General features: G+C 63.0%; 11 protein-coding genes. 1 reads left to right on the top strand and 10 read right to left on the bottom strand.

The annotated features are described in order from the left end of the window. Window positions 1–84: 84 nt before the first annotated feature. The 10 genes from AWB81_RS25700 to gyrA all read right to left on the bottom strand — a co-directional run bounded on the left by AWB81_RS25700 (window position 85) and on the right by gyrA (window position 12,454). Window positions 85–411 (bottom strand): integration host factor subunit beta, encoded by a 327-nt coding sequence (locus AWB81_RS25700; protein WP_062639358.1) that lies wholly within the window; start codon window positions 409–411, stop codon window positions 85–87. A 22-nt stretch (window positions 412–433) separates the two neighbouring features. Continuing rightward, window positions 434–2,167 (bottom strand): 30S ribosomal protein S1, encoded by a 1,734-nt coding sequence (rpsA, locus tag AWB81_RS25695; RefSeq protein ID WP_087135193.1) that lies wholly within the window; start codon window positions 2,165–2,167, stop codon window positions 434–436. A 165-nt stretch (window positions 2,168–2,332) separates the two neighbouring features. Further along, on the bottom strand, window positions 2,333–3,013 hold the full coding sequence (gene cmk / locus AWB81_RS25690; protein WP_062639357.1) for a (d)CMP kinase: 681 nt from the start codon (window positions 3,011–3,013) through the stop codon (window positions 2,333–2,335). Window positions 3,014–3,062: 49 nt separating this feature from the next. Beyond that, the gene (aroA, locus tag AWB81_RS25685) at window positions 3,063–4,367 is read right to left on the bottom strand and encodes a 3-phosphoshikimate 1-carboxyvinyltransferase (RefSeq protein WP_062639356.1); all 1,305 of its coding nucleotides are present in this window, start codon (window positions 4,365–4,367) and stop codon (window positions 3,063–3,065) included. Window positions 4,368–4,409: 42 nt separating this feature from the next. Continuing rightward, the gene (locus AWB81_RS25680; RefSeq protein ID WP_235025917.1) at window positions 4,410–5,381 is read right to left on the bottom strand and encodes a prephenate dehydrogenase; all 972 of its coding nucleotides are present in this window, start codon (window positions 5,379–5,381) and stop codon (window positions 4,410–4,412) included. A gap of 37 nt (window positions 5,382–5,418) precedes the next feature. After that, the gene (hisC, locus tag AWB81_RS25675) at window positions 5,419–6,531 is read right to left on the bottom strand and encodes a histidinol-phosphate transaminase (RefSeq protein WP_062639355.1); all 1,113 of its coding nucleotides are present in this window, start codon (window positions 6,529–6,531) and stop codon (window positions 5,419–5,421) included. 45 nt (window positions 6,532–6,576) lie between these two features. Next, a complete protein-coding gene (pheA, locus tag AWB81_RS25670) occupies window positions 6,577–7,659 on the bottom strand; it encodes a prephenate dehydratase (protein ID WP_062639354.1) in 1,083 nt (360 codons plus the stop codon). 59 nt (window positions 7,660–7,718) lie between these two features. Continuing rightward, window positions 7,719–8,801, bottom strand: a complete 1,083-nt coding sequence (gene serC, locus AWB81_RS25665) for a 3-phosphoserine/phosphohydroxythreonine transaminase (protein WP_062639353.1) — start codon at window positions 8,799–8,801, stop codon at window positions 7,719–7,721. Window positions 8,802–8,986: 185 nt separating this feature from the next. Beyond that, window positions 8,987–9,601: a DUF2059 domain-containing protein gene (locus tag AWB81_RS25660; RefSeq protein WP_062639374.1), complete on the bottom strand. Its 615-nt coding sequence runs from the start codon at window positions 9,599–9,601 to the stop codon at window positions 8,987–8,989. A 168-nt stretch (window positions 9,602–9,769) separates the two neighbouring features. Further along, complete coding sequence (gene gyrA / locus AWB81_RS25655) at window positions 9,770–12,454, bottom strand: DNA gyrase subunit A (protein ID WP_087135191.1); 2,685 nt, start codon at window positions 12,452–12,454, stop codon at window positions 9,770–9,772. A gap of 689 nt (window positions 12,455–13,143) precedes the next feature. Here gyrA and ompA point away from each other — a divergent pair. Then, window positions 13,144–13,797, top strand: a complete 654-nt coding sequence (ompA, locus tag AWB81_RS25650; RefSeq protein ID WP_062639352.1) for an outer membrane protein OmpA — start codon at window positions 13,144–13,146, stop codon at window positions 13,795–13,797. Window positions 13,798–13,949: the final 152 nt, after the last annotated feature.

Genomic DNA, 13,949 nt, shown 5'->3' with positions numbered 1-13,949 from the left:
GGGCGAAAAAAAAGCACCCCGTGGGGTGCTTTTTCCGGTCATTGCCGTCTGGCTGGACACTGCGGCCTTCGATTCCGACGCCGATCAGAGATCGTCGTCTTCGTCGTCGGACGCCTTCATCGGCTCGCCTGCGCGACCATCGACGCGTTCACGCAATTCCTTGCCCGGCTTGAAGTGCGGCACGAATTTCTCCGGCACCAGCACTTTTTCACCCGACTTCGGATTGCGTCCGACGCGAGACGGACGACGATTGAGCCCGAAGCTGCCGAAGCCGCGAATTTCGATGCGATGGCCGTTGGCCAGAGCCTCCGACATCGCATCAAGCATCGTCTTCACCGCGAAATCCGCATCCTTGAGGACAAGTTGCGGAAATCGCGACGCCAGTTGGGCGACCAATTCCGATTTGGTCATACTGCAGCAGTACCGTTAAGGCTTAGCTGTTCTGGCCGTCGAGCTTGGCCTTGAGCAGCGCGCCGAGGTTGGTCGTGCCGGTAGCAGCGGCGTTCGAGTCCGATGCTGCCAGACCGCGCATCGCTTCCTGTTGCTCGGCCGAATCCTTGGCCTTGATCGACAGGTTGATGCCGCGCGACTTGCGGTCGATGTTGATGATCATCGCATTGACCTTGTCGCCTTCCTTCAGCACGTTGCGAGCGTCTTCCACACGGTCCTGAGCGATTTCCGACGCGCGCAGGTAGCCTTCGACGTCAGCCGTCAGCGTGATGACCGCACCCTTCGCGTCGACCGACTTCACCGTGCCGTCGACGATTGCGCCCTTGTCGTTGATCGCGACAAAGTTGCTGAACGGATCGCCTTCGAGCTGCTTGATGCCGAGCGAAATGCGTTCCTTCTCGACGTCGATGCCCAGAACCACGGCTTCGACTTCGTCGCCCTTCTTGTACTTGCGCACGGCTTCTTCGCCGGTTTCGCTCCACGACAGGTCCGAAAGGTGAACCAGACCGTCGATGCCGCCAGGCAGACCGATGAACACGCCGAAGTCGGTGATCGACTTGATGGCGCCGCTGATCTTGTCGCCCTTCTTGAAGTTGCGGCTGAAGTCGTCCCACGGGTTCGGCTTGCACTGCTTCATGCCGAGGCTGATACGGCGGCGGTCTTCGTCGATTTCGAGAACCATGACTTCGACTTCGTCGCCCAGCTGCACGACCTTCGACGGTGCAACGTTCTTGTTCGTCCAGTCCATTTCCGACACGTGAACCAGGCCTTCGATGCCCGATTCCACTTCGACGAATGCGCCGTAGTCGGTGATGTTGGTGACCTTGCCGAACAGGCGCGTGCCCGACGGGTAGCGGCGGGAAATGCCTTCCCACGGATCGTCGCCGAGTTGCTTGATGCCGAGCGAGACGCGGTTCTTCTCTTGGTCGAACTTGAGGATCTTCGCGGTGACTTCCTGGCCAACCGAGAGAACTTCGCTCGGGTGACGCACGCGACGCCATGCGATGTCGGTGATGTGCAGGAGGCCGTCGATGCCGCCGAGGTCCACGAACGCGCCGTAGTCGGTGATGTTCTTGACCACGCCTTCCACGATCGCGCCTTCCTTCAGCGTCTCGAGCAGCTTTGCGCGCTCTTCGCCTTGCGTGGCTTCGATCACGGCACGGCGCGACAACACGACGTTGTTACGCTTGCGGTCGAGCTTGATAACGCGGAATTCGAGGGTCTTGCCTTCGTACGGCGTCGTGTCCTTGACCGGACGCGTGTCGACGAGCGAACCCGGCAGGAACGCGCGGATGCCGTTGACCATGACGGTCATGCCGCCCTTGACCTTGCCCGTGATCGTGCCGGTCACGAGTTCGTTGTTGTCGAGCGCTTTTTCCAGCGACAGCCACGAAGCGAGGCGCTTCGCCTTGTCACGCGACAGGATCGTGTCGCCGTAACCGTTTTCCAGCGCGTCGATCGCGACGGAAACAAAGTCGCCCGCCTGCACTTCGACCTCGCCCGCGTCGTTCAGGAATTCTTCGAGCGGAATGTAGGCTTCGGACTTGAGACCAGCGTTGACGACCACGAAGTTGTGGTCGACGCGCACGACTTCGGCGGAGATCACTTCGCCGGCGCGCATGTCCTGCTTGGTCAGCGACTCTTCGAACAGAGCCGCGAAAGATTCGGTATTCGGGGTGGAGGTTTGCAGGTCGGACATAAAAATCGATATTTGCATGACTGTTTCGCGATGCCTGCCTGTCTGGTCGGCGACCAAAAGGCAAAAACGGCAAAAAGAGCGAATGCCACGCGGGGTTAAAGGGTTGAACCACGCTCCGTGTTTCTCACGGAGCACCTTGCGAACCGGCGATCCCTCGCCAGCTTGTCTACTTCTACTTCCCTACTAGACGCGCACTTCGCTGAACCAGCCGATGATCTGTTCGACCGCCTGGTCGACGGATAAGCCGGATGAATCCAGCGTCCTTGCGTCCGCTGCGGGCTTGAGTGGCGCGGTGGCACGATTGCTATCGCGCGCGTCACGTTCACGCAAATCTCTCAGCAAGTCTTCCATATTAGCAGAAAAACCTTTTTGTATCAATTGCTTATACCGTCTGGCCGCGCGGGCCTCGACGCTCGCGGTCAGGAAGACCTTCAAGGTGGCGTCGGGGAAGATCACAGTGCCCATGTCGCGGCCGTCCGCGACTAGGCCCGGAAGCTTGCGGAAGGCCCGCTGGCGGGCAATCAGCGCTTTTCGGACCTCGGGGTGGACAGCGATCGCGGAAGCCCGGTTGCCGACTTCCTCGGCGCGGATTTCCGCCGATACGTCCACGCCGTCGAGCTGCGCGCAACCTTCGCGAAACGTGATATGCAGCGCGTCGACGAGTTTTGCAAGTGCGCCGGCATCTTCTGCGCCGATCTGGTAGCGCAGGCTCGCGAGCGCGGTCAGGCGGTATAGCGCGCCGCTGTCGAGCAGGTGGAAACCGAGCGTCGCGGCAACCAGCGCAGCGACCGTGCCTTTGCCCGATGCCGTCGGCCCGTCGATGGTGATGACCGGAGTCTGATGAAAGGGACGGGTCGGTTTCATTGAATAGAGGTGCGCGGACGCATTGTTACAGTCATGTCGTTCAGCTGGTTCAGGGTTTCGCGAGCGTCGCAAAGCGGTCGAAATAGTCGGGAAAGGTCTTGCCGACGCACTTCGGGTCATTGATGCGCACCGGCACGCCGCCGAGCGCGACGAGCGAGAAGCACATCGCCATGCGGTGGTCGTCGTAGGTGTCGATCGCGGCGTTGGCGCCAAGCGTGACGGGCGGCGTGACGATCAGATAGTCCGCGCCCTCTTCCACCGTCGCGCCGACCTTGCGCAGCTCGGTCGCCATCGCGGCGATGCGGTCGGTTTCCTTCACGCGCCAGCTCGCGATGTTGCGCAGCGTCGTCGGGCCGTCCGCGAAAAGCGCGGCGACCGCGATCGTCATCGCGGCGTCGGGGATCAGGTTGAAGTCCATGTCGATGGCCGCGAGCCGCCCGTCGTCCGATTCGACCCCGCGCACCTCGATCCAGTCGTCGCCCATCATCACGTTGGCGCCCATGCGGATCAGCGCATCGGCGAAACCTACGTCGCCCTGGATGCTCGCGCGTCCGACGCCTTCTACGCGCACCGGACCGCCGCCGATCGCGCCCGCCGCAAGAAAATACGACGCCGACGACGCATCGCCCTCCACCATGATCGTGCCCGGCGAGCGGTACTGCGCGCCCGCCGGCACGGTAAAGCGCGCCCAGCCGTCGCGCTCGACCGTGACGCCGAAGCGCTCCATCAGGCGGATCGTGATGTCGATGTATGGCTTCGAGATCAGTTCGCCTTCGACTTCGACCGTGATCGCGCCGCCCTGCGACTTCACGAGCGGCAAGGTCATCAAAAGCGCGGTGAGGAACTGGCTCGACACGTCGCCGCGCACGCGGATCGGCTTGTCGACGGCAATCTGCGCCGGGTGGATGTTGAGCGGCGGGAAGCCGTCGTTCAGTTCGTAGTCGATGCGCGCGCCGATCTGCCGCAAACCGTCGACGAGATCGCCGATCGGCCGCTCGTGCATGCGCGGCACGCCGTGCACGCGGTATTCGCCGCCGTTCACCGCGAGTGCAGCCGTCAGCGGGCGCACCGCCGTGCCGGCGTTGCCGAGAAAGAGTTCTGCCGTCTTGACCGGAAACGCGCCGCCCGTGCCTTTCACGACACAGCGCTCGCCGTCGTTCTGGATACTCACGCCGAGCGCGGCGAGCGCGGCGAGCATCACGCGGGTGTCGTCGGAGTCGAGCAGGTTCGTGATCGTCGTTTCGCCCGCGCCCAGCGCGGCGAGCAGCAGCACGCGGTTCGAAATGCTCTTCGAGCCGGGCAGCCGGACCGTGCCGGACGCACGTGAGAAGGGTCCGAGATCGAGATATTCCATGATTGAGTCCTTAATTCGCGCTTTTGGCTGCGGTGTGGGCGCCTATTTCGCGGGGAAGTCGTCGGCGCGTTTGGGGGCGTTCGCCGTGCCGGATGTGCCGTGCGCCTTGGCCGCGTCGATCGTGCCGCGTTCCTGCCATTCGGTGCGCGCGGACCGCGAGCGGGCGAACGCCACCTCCAGCGCGGCGCCGTCGGCGGCATCGATGGCCGCGCGAAAGCGCGCGAGCACGGCCGTGTACGCGTCGAGTTCGGCCAGCAGTGCTGCCCGGTTCGCGACGCACACATCACGCCACATTTCCGGACTCGACGCCGCGATGCGCGTGAAATCGCGGAATCCGCCGGCGGCGAACGAGAACTTGAGCGCGGCGTCGGGCGCTTCGAGAATCTGCTCGACGAGCGCAAACGACAGCACGTGCGGCAAATGACTCACCGCCGCGAACACGCGATCGTGCTGCGCCTCGTTCATCCGGTGCACGGCAGCGCCGGTTGCCTGCCACATCGAAGCGACGCGTTCGACCGCCTCGTACGGGTTGTCCGCGAGCGGACACAGCACGACGTTCCGATTCACATACAGTTCGGGCAACGCGGCATCGACACCGCTCGACTCGCGGCCGGCAATCGGATGCCCGGGCACGAACTGCGCGATCCGCGCGCCGAGCGCCGCGCGCGCCGCCGCGACGACATCGCTTTTCGTGCTGCCGGCGTCCGTCACGACCGTGTGGACATCGAGAAACGGCGCGATGCGCGCGAGGAGCGGCTCGGTCTGCGCGACCGGCGCGGCGAGCAGTACGACATCGGCGCCTTCGAGCGCTGAGCGGAGCGCGCGGTCGTCGTCGATGGCAACGGCCGAATCGATCACGCCGAGTTCCAGCGCGCGCGCGACCGACTTTGCCGAGCGCCCGACACCGACGATCTCGCCTGCGAGCCCCGCCCGCTCGCGCAACGCGCGCGCGAGCGATCCGCCGATCAGGCCGACGCCGAAAATAACCAGTTTGTTGAAAGTGAACGCAGCCACGGGACCTTGACAGAAGCGCGCCTCGCGGCGCGCGGGTTCAGACGGACGCGAGCGACTGCTCGAGCGCGGCGATAAAGGCTTCGTTCTCCGCCGGCAGCCCGACCGTGACGCGCAGCCACTGCGGCAAACCATAGTTGCCGACCGGCCGCACGATCACGCCCTGTTTCAGCAAGCCGAGATTCACGCGCGCGCCGGCGCCATCGTCTTCGCCGACGCGCACCATCACGAAATTGCCGTACGACGGCACGTATTCGAGCCCCAACTTGTCGAAGGCTTCGGTCAGCCGCCGGTAGCCGCGCGCATTCACCGACGCGCTCTCTTCGAGGAACGCGCGGTCGTTCAGTGCGGCGACCGCGGCCGCCTGCGCGAGCGAATTGACGTTGAACGGCTGGCGCAGGCGGTTGAGCAAATCGGTGAGTTCGGGCTGCGCGATCGCGAAGCCGATGCGCAGGCCCGCGAGTCCGAACGCCTTCGAGAACGTCCGCGACACGAGCAGGTTCGGATAGCGGCGCACCCAGTCGATCGAGTCATAGCGCTTGCCGGCCGGGAGATATTCGGTGTACGCCTCGTCGAGCACGATAGCCACGTGGCGCGGCACCTTCGCGATGAACGCTTCGAGCGCCGGGCCGTCGATGAACGTGCCGGTCGGGTTGTTCGGGTTCGCGACGAAGACGAGGCGCGTGTCGTCCGCGATGGCGGCGAGCATCGCGTCGATGTCGTGGCCGTATTCGACCGCCGGCACGACGATCGCGCGCGCGCCCAAACCCTGCGTCGCGAGCGCGTAGACCGCGAACGAATACTGCGAGTAGACGATCGACTGCGCTTTCTCGACGAACGCGTGCGCCGCCATTTCGAGGATGTCGTTGCTGCCGTTGCCGAGCGTGATCCATTCCGGCGGCACGCCGTATCGCTCGGCGAGCGCGGCCTTCAGCTCGAACCCGTTGGAATCCGGATAGCGGCCGAGTTCGTCGATGGCGAGCGTCATCGCGCGCTTCGCCGACTCGGGCATGCCAAGCGGATTCTCGTTCGACGCGAGCTTGACGATGCTCGCCTCGTTCAGGCCGAACTCGCGGGCCACTTCGGAAATCGGCTTGCCGGCGATGTACGGCGCGATCGCGCGCACATAGGAAGGGCCGAATTGCGATGTCATTTTCTTCTCCAGTCGATGCGGCGCGATTGTCCGCTTTGTGCGCGTTCAGCGCGCGCGCGGGTACGAACCGAGGATCTTCAGGAAAGCGGCTTTCTGGTCGAGTTCAGCGAGCGCAGCGGCAACGGACGGGTCGTCGCGATGCCCTTCCAGGTCGATGTAGAAGTAGTACTCCCACGTACCCACGCGCGCCGGGCGCGACTCGAAGCGCGTCATCGAGACGCCGTGCTTCGCGAGCGGCTCCAGCAGCTTGAACATCGCGCCGGGTTCGTTCGCCACCGACACGATCAGCGAGGTCTGGTCATGGCCGCTCGCGTCGGTCGGCTGCTTGCCGATCATCACGAAACGCGTGCGGTTGTGCGGATCGTCCTGGATATGCGTGAAGACCATGCCGAGGCCGTAGTGCGTCGCGGCGCGATCGCCGGCGATGGCCGCGACGGTCGGATCGTTGACCGCCATGCGGGCCGCCTCTGCATTGCTCGACACCGCCTGCCGCTCAAGATGCGGCACGTTCGCCGTGAGCCAGCGCTGGCACTGCGCGAGCGCCTGCGGATGCGCGCAGACGCGCGTCACGCCGTCGAGCTTGCCGGTCGACGTCAACAAATTGTGATGAATCGGCAGCGCCAGTTCGCCGCCGATCGTCAGCGACGACTGCAGCAGCAGGTCGAGCGTGCGCGACACCGCGCCTTCCGCCGAATTCTCGACCGGCACGACGCCGAATTCCGCTGCGCCCGCCTCGACCGAACGAAACACTTCGTCGATCGACGGGCACGGCACGCCTTCGATCGAATGACCGAAGTATTCGAACATCGCCTGCTCGCTATACGTGCCGACCGGGCCGAGGAACGCGGCGCGGATCGTCTGTTCGAGCGCGCGGCTCGCGGCCATGATTTCGCGCCAGATCGCGCTGATGTGATCGTGCGCGAGTGGACCGTCGCTCATGTCCTGCAGGCGCTGGATCACCTGCATTTCGCGCTCCGGACGGAACACGGGCGCGTTGAAATGCTTCTTCACCTCGCCGACTTCCAGCGCCACCGCGGCGCGCTGGTTCAGAAGTGCGATGAGTTGCGCGTCGATCGCGTCGATGCGTTCGCGCAGCGGTTTGAGTCTTGAATTGAGATCGTCGTCCATGCGTTTTGCTGGCGGGCAGTTGAGCGGGGCAAGTCAGAATGCGGAGTGCAAGGCGCGCGTTACGCGCGGCCCTGCTCGAAATCCTTCATGTATTCGACGAGCGTTTTCACGCCCTCGAGCGGCACCGCGTTGTAGATCGATGCCCGCATGCCGCCTACGGACTTGTGGCCCTTCAGTTGCAGCAGCCCGCGCGCTTTTGCGCCGGCCAGGAAATCGGCGTTGCGCGATTCGTCCGCGAGGAAGAACGGCACGTTCATGCGCGAGCGCGACTGGCGCTCCACCTTGTTGACGTAGAAATCGCTCGAATCGATGGTGTCGTAGAGCAGCTTCGCCTTCTCGGCGTTGCGTGCCTCGATCGCTTCCAGACCGCCCTGCCTTTTCAGCCACTTGAAGACGAGGCCCGCGATGTAGATCGCGTAGGTGGGCGGCGTGTTGTACATCGAATTGTTCTCGGCGACCGTCTTCCATTCGAACGCCGACGGACAGATCGCGAGCGCGCGGTCGAGCAGGTCCTCGCGCACGATCACGACCGTCACGCCCGCCATGCCGATGTTCTTCTGCGCGCCGCCGAAGAGCACGCCGTATTTGGCGATGTCCATCGGGCGCGACAGGATGTGCGACGACGCATCGGCGACGAGCGGAATATCGCCGAGATCGGGAATCTCGAACGTTTCGACGCCGTCGATGGTTTCGTTCGTGCACAGGTGCACGTAGGCGGGGTCGTCGGAGAGATGCCACTCCGCGATGCGCGGTACGTGCGTGAAGCCCTGCTCCGTCTTGCCGTTCGCGGCGATGTGCGGCGTGCCGTACTTCTGCGCTTCCTTGAACGATTTCTGCGACCAGGAACCGGTCACGATGAAATCGGCGGTCTTCTTCGTGCCGAGCATGTTCATCGGAACGATGGCGTTTTCGCCAATGCCGCCGCCCTGCAGGAACAGAATCCGATGCGACGCCGGCACGTTCAGCAATTCGCGCAGGTCGGTGAGCGCGGCTTCGTGGATCGACATGAACTCGGCGCCGCGATGGCTCATTTCCATCACGCTCATGCCGCTGCCGTTCCAGTCGAGCATCTCGTCGGCTGCCTGGCGCAGCACTTCTTCGGGCATCGCCGCAGGACCGGCGGAGAAATTGAACACGCGCATCTAGGAACCCCGAATGGCCAGGCGCGGCGGGAAGGAACAACACGTACTGAAAACCGCGCCCGAAAAAGAAATGGCTGTTTGCGCTTTCGCGCAAACAGCCATTATCGCACCGTCCTGAAAACCCGCCAATCCGCGGGCGCCGCGCGGCGCCCGCTCAGACAACCGGTTCAGGCCGATCGGCGCGCTTACTTGGCCGGCTTCACGTTGGCCACTTCGGCGTCGGCCTGCGTGCGCGTCGCCTTGATGGCTTGCGGCATGTACTTCTGCATCAGACCGTTCACGACGTCGCGGCCAACCTGGTCCTGCACCTGGATGAACTTACGGCCAGTCGGGCTCTTGTAGAACGCCGTCAGGTCCTTGATTTCATCCGTCGTGTAGTACTTCGCGTAGGCGTCGAACTGAGCCTTCATCGCGTCCTGGCGGAACGAGTCCGTCGCGAACACCTGGCCCGCCGAGTCAACCAGCTTCGGCACGGCGTTCTTCTGCAGCGCCGGCACGGCGGCCTGCTTCTGCTTGTCGTTCATCGACTTGTTTTCGGAGAGCGCGTCCGACAGGATTGCCGGGACGAGCTGCTTCGATTGCATCTGCGCGCTGTTGCCGATGGCACCGACGAGCTTCTGCGCGTCGATGGCGCTCAGCAGATCGTTGATGGCCGCCTGCTTCGCAGAATCGACCGGCGCCGCTGCCGGGGCTGCCGGAGCGGCTGCCTGGTTCGGGGCCTGATTCTGGAGCGACTGGGCCATCGCGAAGGTCGGCACGAAGGCGGCCAGCAACATCCACTGTTTAAATCGTTTTTGCATCATTACTCCCTTTGAAAAGTATTCAAACCGGCCGTGCGACACCGCTTCGCCGCCCGTGGCCCGGCTCGTCTTCAAACGAGCGAAGCCCGGCGGCATAACGCGAGTCGCACGACTTGATCCATTCAGGCTTTCGAAAGCAGAACGCGAGTCACGCGAGAGAAACGAGAATCAGGCTGCACCGCCCTCATCGCCATTAACGTCGCCTTCGCCATTAACGCCATTAACGCCATTAACGCCATTAACGCCATTTGAGTCGGCAGCGTTGTCATTGTCGATGTCGGCATCAAGCTCGGCTTCGGCTTCCGCCTCGGCGATGTGCTGCAGTCCCGAGAGCTTCGTCCCTTCATCAAGACTAATGAGTGTAACACCTTGGGTTGCACGGCCCATCTCGCGTATCTCGGAAACACGGGTGCGGATCAGGACGCCGGAATTGGTGATCAGCATGATCTCGCTTTCGGGCTCGACGAGCGTCGCGGCGACCACACGGCCGTTGCGTTCCGACGTCTGGATCGCGATCATGCCCTTCGTACCGCGGCCATGACGCGTGTACTCGTTGATCGGCGTACGCTTGCCGAAGCCGTTTTCCGTGGCCGTGAGCACCGACTGGTTCTCGCCGCCCGCAACCAGCAGCGCGATGACCTGCTGCCCGTCTTCGAGCTGCATGCCGCGCACGCCACGCGCTTCGCGCCCCATTGCACGGACATCGTTCTCGTCGAAACGCACCGCCTTGCCGGCGTCGGAGAAGAGCATCACGTCATGCTCGCCGTCGGTGATGGCCGCGCCGATCAGGTAGTCGCCCTCGTCCAGACCCACCGCGATGATGCCCTTGCGCAGCGGTCGGCTGAATGCTTCGAGCGGCGTCTTCTTGACGGTGCCGAGCGCAGTTGCCATGAACACGTACTGGTCCGCCGAGAACTCCTTGATCGGCAGCACGACGTTGATCTTCTCGCCTTCCTGCAGCGGGAACATGTTGATGATCGGCCGGCCACGGGAGTTGCGCGAGCCCTGCGGCACTTCGTACACCTTGACCCAGTAGACGCGGCCGCGGTTCGAGAAGCACAACATGTGATCGTGCGTGTTCGCGATGAAGAGCGTGTCGATCCAGTCGTCTTCCTTCATCTGCGTGGCCTGCTTGCCGCGCCCGCCGCGCTTTTGCGCGCGATATTCGGACAGCGGCTGCGACTTCACGTAGCCCGTGTGCGACATGGTCACGACCATTTCCTGCGGCGTGATCAGGTCTTCGGTGTTGAGTTCGGTGGCGTTCAGTTCGATGCGCGAGCGGCGGTCGTCGCCGAATTCGCTGCGAATCTGGCCGAGTTCGTCGACGATGATCTGACGAATCCGCTCCGGACGCGCGAGGATGTCGAGCAGGTCGGCGATCTGCGCCATCACGTCGCGATACTCTCCGACGATCTTGTCCTGTTCGAGCCCCGTCAGGCGTTGCAGGCGCATCTGCAGAATTTCCTGCGCCTGGACGTCCGACAATCTATACAGACCGTCTTCCTGCAGCCCGTACGCCGGATTCAGCCCTTCCGGCCGGTACGCGATGCGCCCGCCGGCGGCTTCCGTCTCGGCGCGCGTGAGCATTTCGCGCACGAGCGAAGAATCCCACGTGCGGTTCATCAATTCCTGCTTCGCGATAGGCGGCGTGGGCGCGGCCTTGATGAGCGCGATGAATTCGTCGATGTTCGCGAGCGCAACCGCCAGACCTTCGAGGATGTGACCCCGATCGCGCGCCTTGCGCAGTTCGTATACGGTGCGCCGCGTCAGTACTTCCCGCCGGTGCGACAGGAAGCACTCCAGCATTTCCTTCAGGTTCAGCAACTTCGGCTGGCCGTCGACGAGCGCGACCATGTTCATGCCGAAGGTGTCCTGGAGCTGCGTCTGCTTGTACAGGTTGTTGAGAATGACTTCGGGCACTTCCCCGCGCTTCAGCTCGATCACGACGCGCATGCCGCTCTTGTCGGACTCGTCGCGGATGTCGGAGATGCCCTCGATCTTCTTCTCGTTCACGAGTTCGGCGATTCGCTCGAGCAGCGTGCGCTTGTTCACCTGATACGGGATCTCGTCGACGATGATCGCCATGCGCTGGCCGCGGTCGATTTCCTCGAAGTGCGTGGTCGCGCGCATCACGACGCGCCCGCGCCCCGTGCGGTAGCCGTCGCGCACGCCGGCGACGCCGTAGATGATGCCGGCCGTCGGGAAATCCGGTGCCGGCACGATCTCGATCAGCTCGTCGACCGTGGATTCGGGATTGTTCAGCAGGTGCAGACAGGCATCGACGATTTCGCGCAGGTTGTGCGGCGGAATGTTGGTCGCCATGCCGACCGCGATCCCGGCCGAGCCGTTGATCAGAAGGTTCGGGATGCGCGCCGGGAGGACGAGTGGCTCGTTCTCGCTGCCGTCGTAGTTCGGGCCGAAGTCGACGGTTTCCTTGTCGATGTCCGCAAGCAACTCGTGGCCGATCTTCGCCATGCGGATTTCGGTGTAGCGCATGGCGGCGGCGTTGTCGCCGTCGACCGAACCGAAGTTGCCCTGCCCGTCGACGAGCATGTAGCGCAGCGAGAACGGCTGCGCCATCCGGACGATCGTCTCGTAGACGGAGGCGTCGCCGTGGGGGTGATATTTACCGATCACGTCGCCGACGATACGCGCCGACTTCTTGTAAGCGCGATTCCAGTCGTTGTTCAGCTCGTGCATCGAATACAGCGCGCGACGGTGAACCGGCTTCAGGCCATCGCGGACATCGGGAAGCGCCCGCCCGACGATCACGCTCATCGCGTAATCGAGATATGAGCGGCGCATTTCCTCCTCTAGGGAGATTGGCAGGGTCTCTTTGGCGAATTGATCCATTATCCGTTTCTTGAACTGTGCGACGGCAGCGCGGCGGCGAGCCCGGTTCGGGCGCTAATGACCCGCATCGGGACCCGATCACCACCGGCTGGCTGCCGCTTGACTGCAATTTCGCAACGACGCTGCGAACGCAGCGAATCACGCGATTCTAACATGCGCGACATCCGCGCCCGGATGGGGTGCGTATACATACAGTTCGCAGCCGATGCGAATGGAATAGTCGCCGGGGCGGGGTCGTATACACCGGAATCGGAGACAGCGGAACACGGTCACGGACGCTTACAAATTGCTGCAAGAGAGCGCGTGAAATCGTCATGTGAAAGGGCTATGATGCCGCCTCGCCTGTTAGGACCCTTTGAGAGGGAATTGGCAAAAAAAGCTAAAAAAATGGCGCGTCGTGGCACGCAAAATGCGCAAACCGCGCGCCTGAGCAAAGCTTCATTCGTTTCCTGTCCCTTTCTTGTTGCTCTAGCACCACATAAGGTTGCGGGTCTATAGGAGGGGGGATATTTTTTATCGAAGCAAGGGAACGATATGGCAAAATGCCAACGCACAAAGTTAGACACTGCTCGAAGTCTACACGGCGCGTTTTGTTCCGCGGTAATGTTATACTTCGAGCAATGTATGACTTGTCTTCGTCAACAAGCTCGCAGTAAACCTGCGGTAATCTCAATTTCGAGAGGAGAAATATGAATAAACTTTCAAAGCTCGCGTTCATTGCAGCTACCGCAGTTATGGCTGCATCGGCTTCGGCGCAGTCGGTGCCGGCATCGCGACAAGCTGTGAACGACAACTGGGTGAACGGCACGGGCGAATACGTGTGGATGAACGGCACGAACGAGCTTTGCTGGCGTGATGCGTTCTGGACGCCGGCCACGGCAAACGCAAAGTGTGATGGCGCGCTGGTCGCCCAAGCACCGACGCCGCCGGCACCGGTCGCTCCGCCGCCCGCTATCGTGAGCCAAAAGGTTACCTACCAGGCTGACGCGCTGTTCGACTTCGACAAGGCAGTCCTGAAGCCGGCTGGCAAGGAAAAGCTGGACGATCTCGCATCGAAGATCGGCAGCCTGAACCTGGAAGTGGTGGTCGCAACCGGCTACACCGACCGCATTGGTTCGGACAAGTACAACGATCGCCTGTCGCTGCGTCGTGCACAAGCTGTCAAGGCATACCTCGTCAGCAAGGGCATCGAAGCGAACCGTATCTATACGGAAGGCAAGGGCAAGAAGAACCCGGTCACGACTGGTTGCAACCAGAAGAACCGCAAGCAACTTATCGCCTGCCTCGCACCGGATCGTCGCGTGGAAGTCGAAGTTGTTGGTACCTCGCGCGCACCGCAGTAATAGCCGCAAGGTTGCCGCAGGATCGAACCCCCGCCTCGGCGGGGGTTTTTTTATGCGTGCACACTTGAGCGCGGCGACCGGCGCTCGCTCGCGGCAAGCATTTCAGCACCCGCCGACAAGCGCCCGCGACGCCTGGCCGCCTTTTGCCCACC

Source organism: Caballeronia arationis (assembly GCF_001544975.2).
Lineage (GTDB): Bacteria > Pseudomonadota > Gammaproteobacteria > Burkholderiales > Burkholderiaceae > Caballeronia > Caballeronia arationis.
Note: the sequence above shows the minus strand (reverse complement) of the source record. Positions and strands in the feature narration are given on the sequence as shown.

Coding starts and splice junctions, on each gene's coding strand:
- AWB81_RS25700 (WP_062639358.1), bottom strand. CDS start 411: ATGACCAAATCGGAATTGGTCGCCCAACTGGCGTCGCGATTTCCGCAA.
- rpsA (WP_087135193.1), bottom strand. CDS start 2,167: ATGCAAATATCGATTTTTATGTCCGACCTGCAAACCTCCACCCCGAAT.
- cmk (WP_062639357.1), bottom strand. CDS start 3,013: ATGAAACCGACCCGTCCCTTTCATCAGACTCCGGTCATCACCATCGAC.
- aroA (WP_062639356.1), bottom strand. CDS start 4,367: ATGGAATATCTCGATCTCGGACCCTTCTCACGTGCGTCCGGCACGGTC.
- hisC (WP_062639355.1), bottom strand. CDS start 6,531: ATGACATCGCAATTCGGCCCTTCCTATGTGCGCGCGATCGCGCCGTAC.
- pheA (WP_062639354.1), bottom strand. CDS start 7,659: ATGGACGACGATCTCAATTCAAGACTCAAACCGCTGCGCGAACGCATC.
- serC (WP_062639353.1), bottom strand. CDS start 8,801: ATGCGCGTGTTCAATTTCTCCGCCGGTCCTGCGGCGATGCCCGAAGAA.
- AWB81_RS25660 (WP_062639374.1), bottom strand. CDS start 9,601: ATGCAAAAACGATTTAAACAGTGGATGTTGCTGGCCGCCTTCGTGCCG.
- gyrA (WP_087135191.1), bottom strand. CDS start 12,454: ATGGATCAATTCGCCAAAGAGACCCTGCCAATCTCCCTAGAGGAGGAA.
- ompA (WP_062639352.1), top strand. CDS start 13,144: ATGAATAAACTTTCAAAGCTCGCGTTCATTGCAGCTACCGCAGTTATG.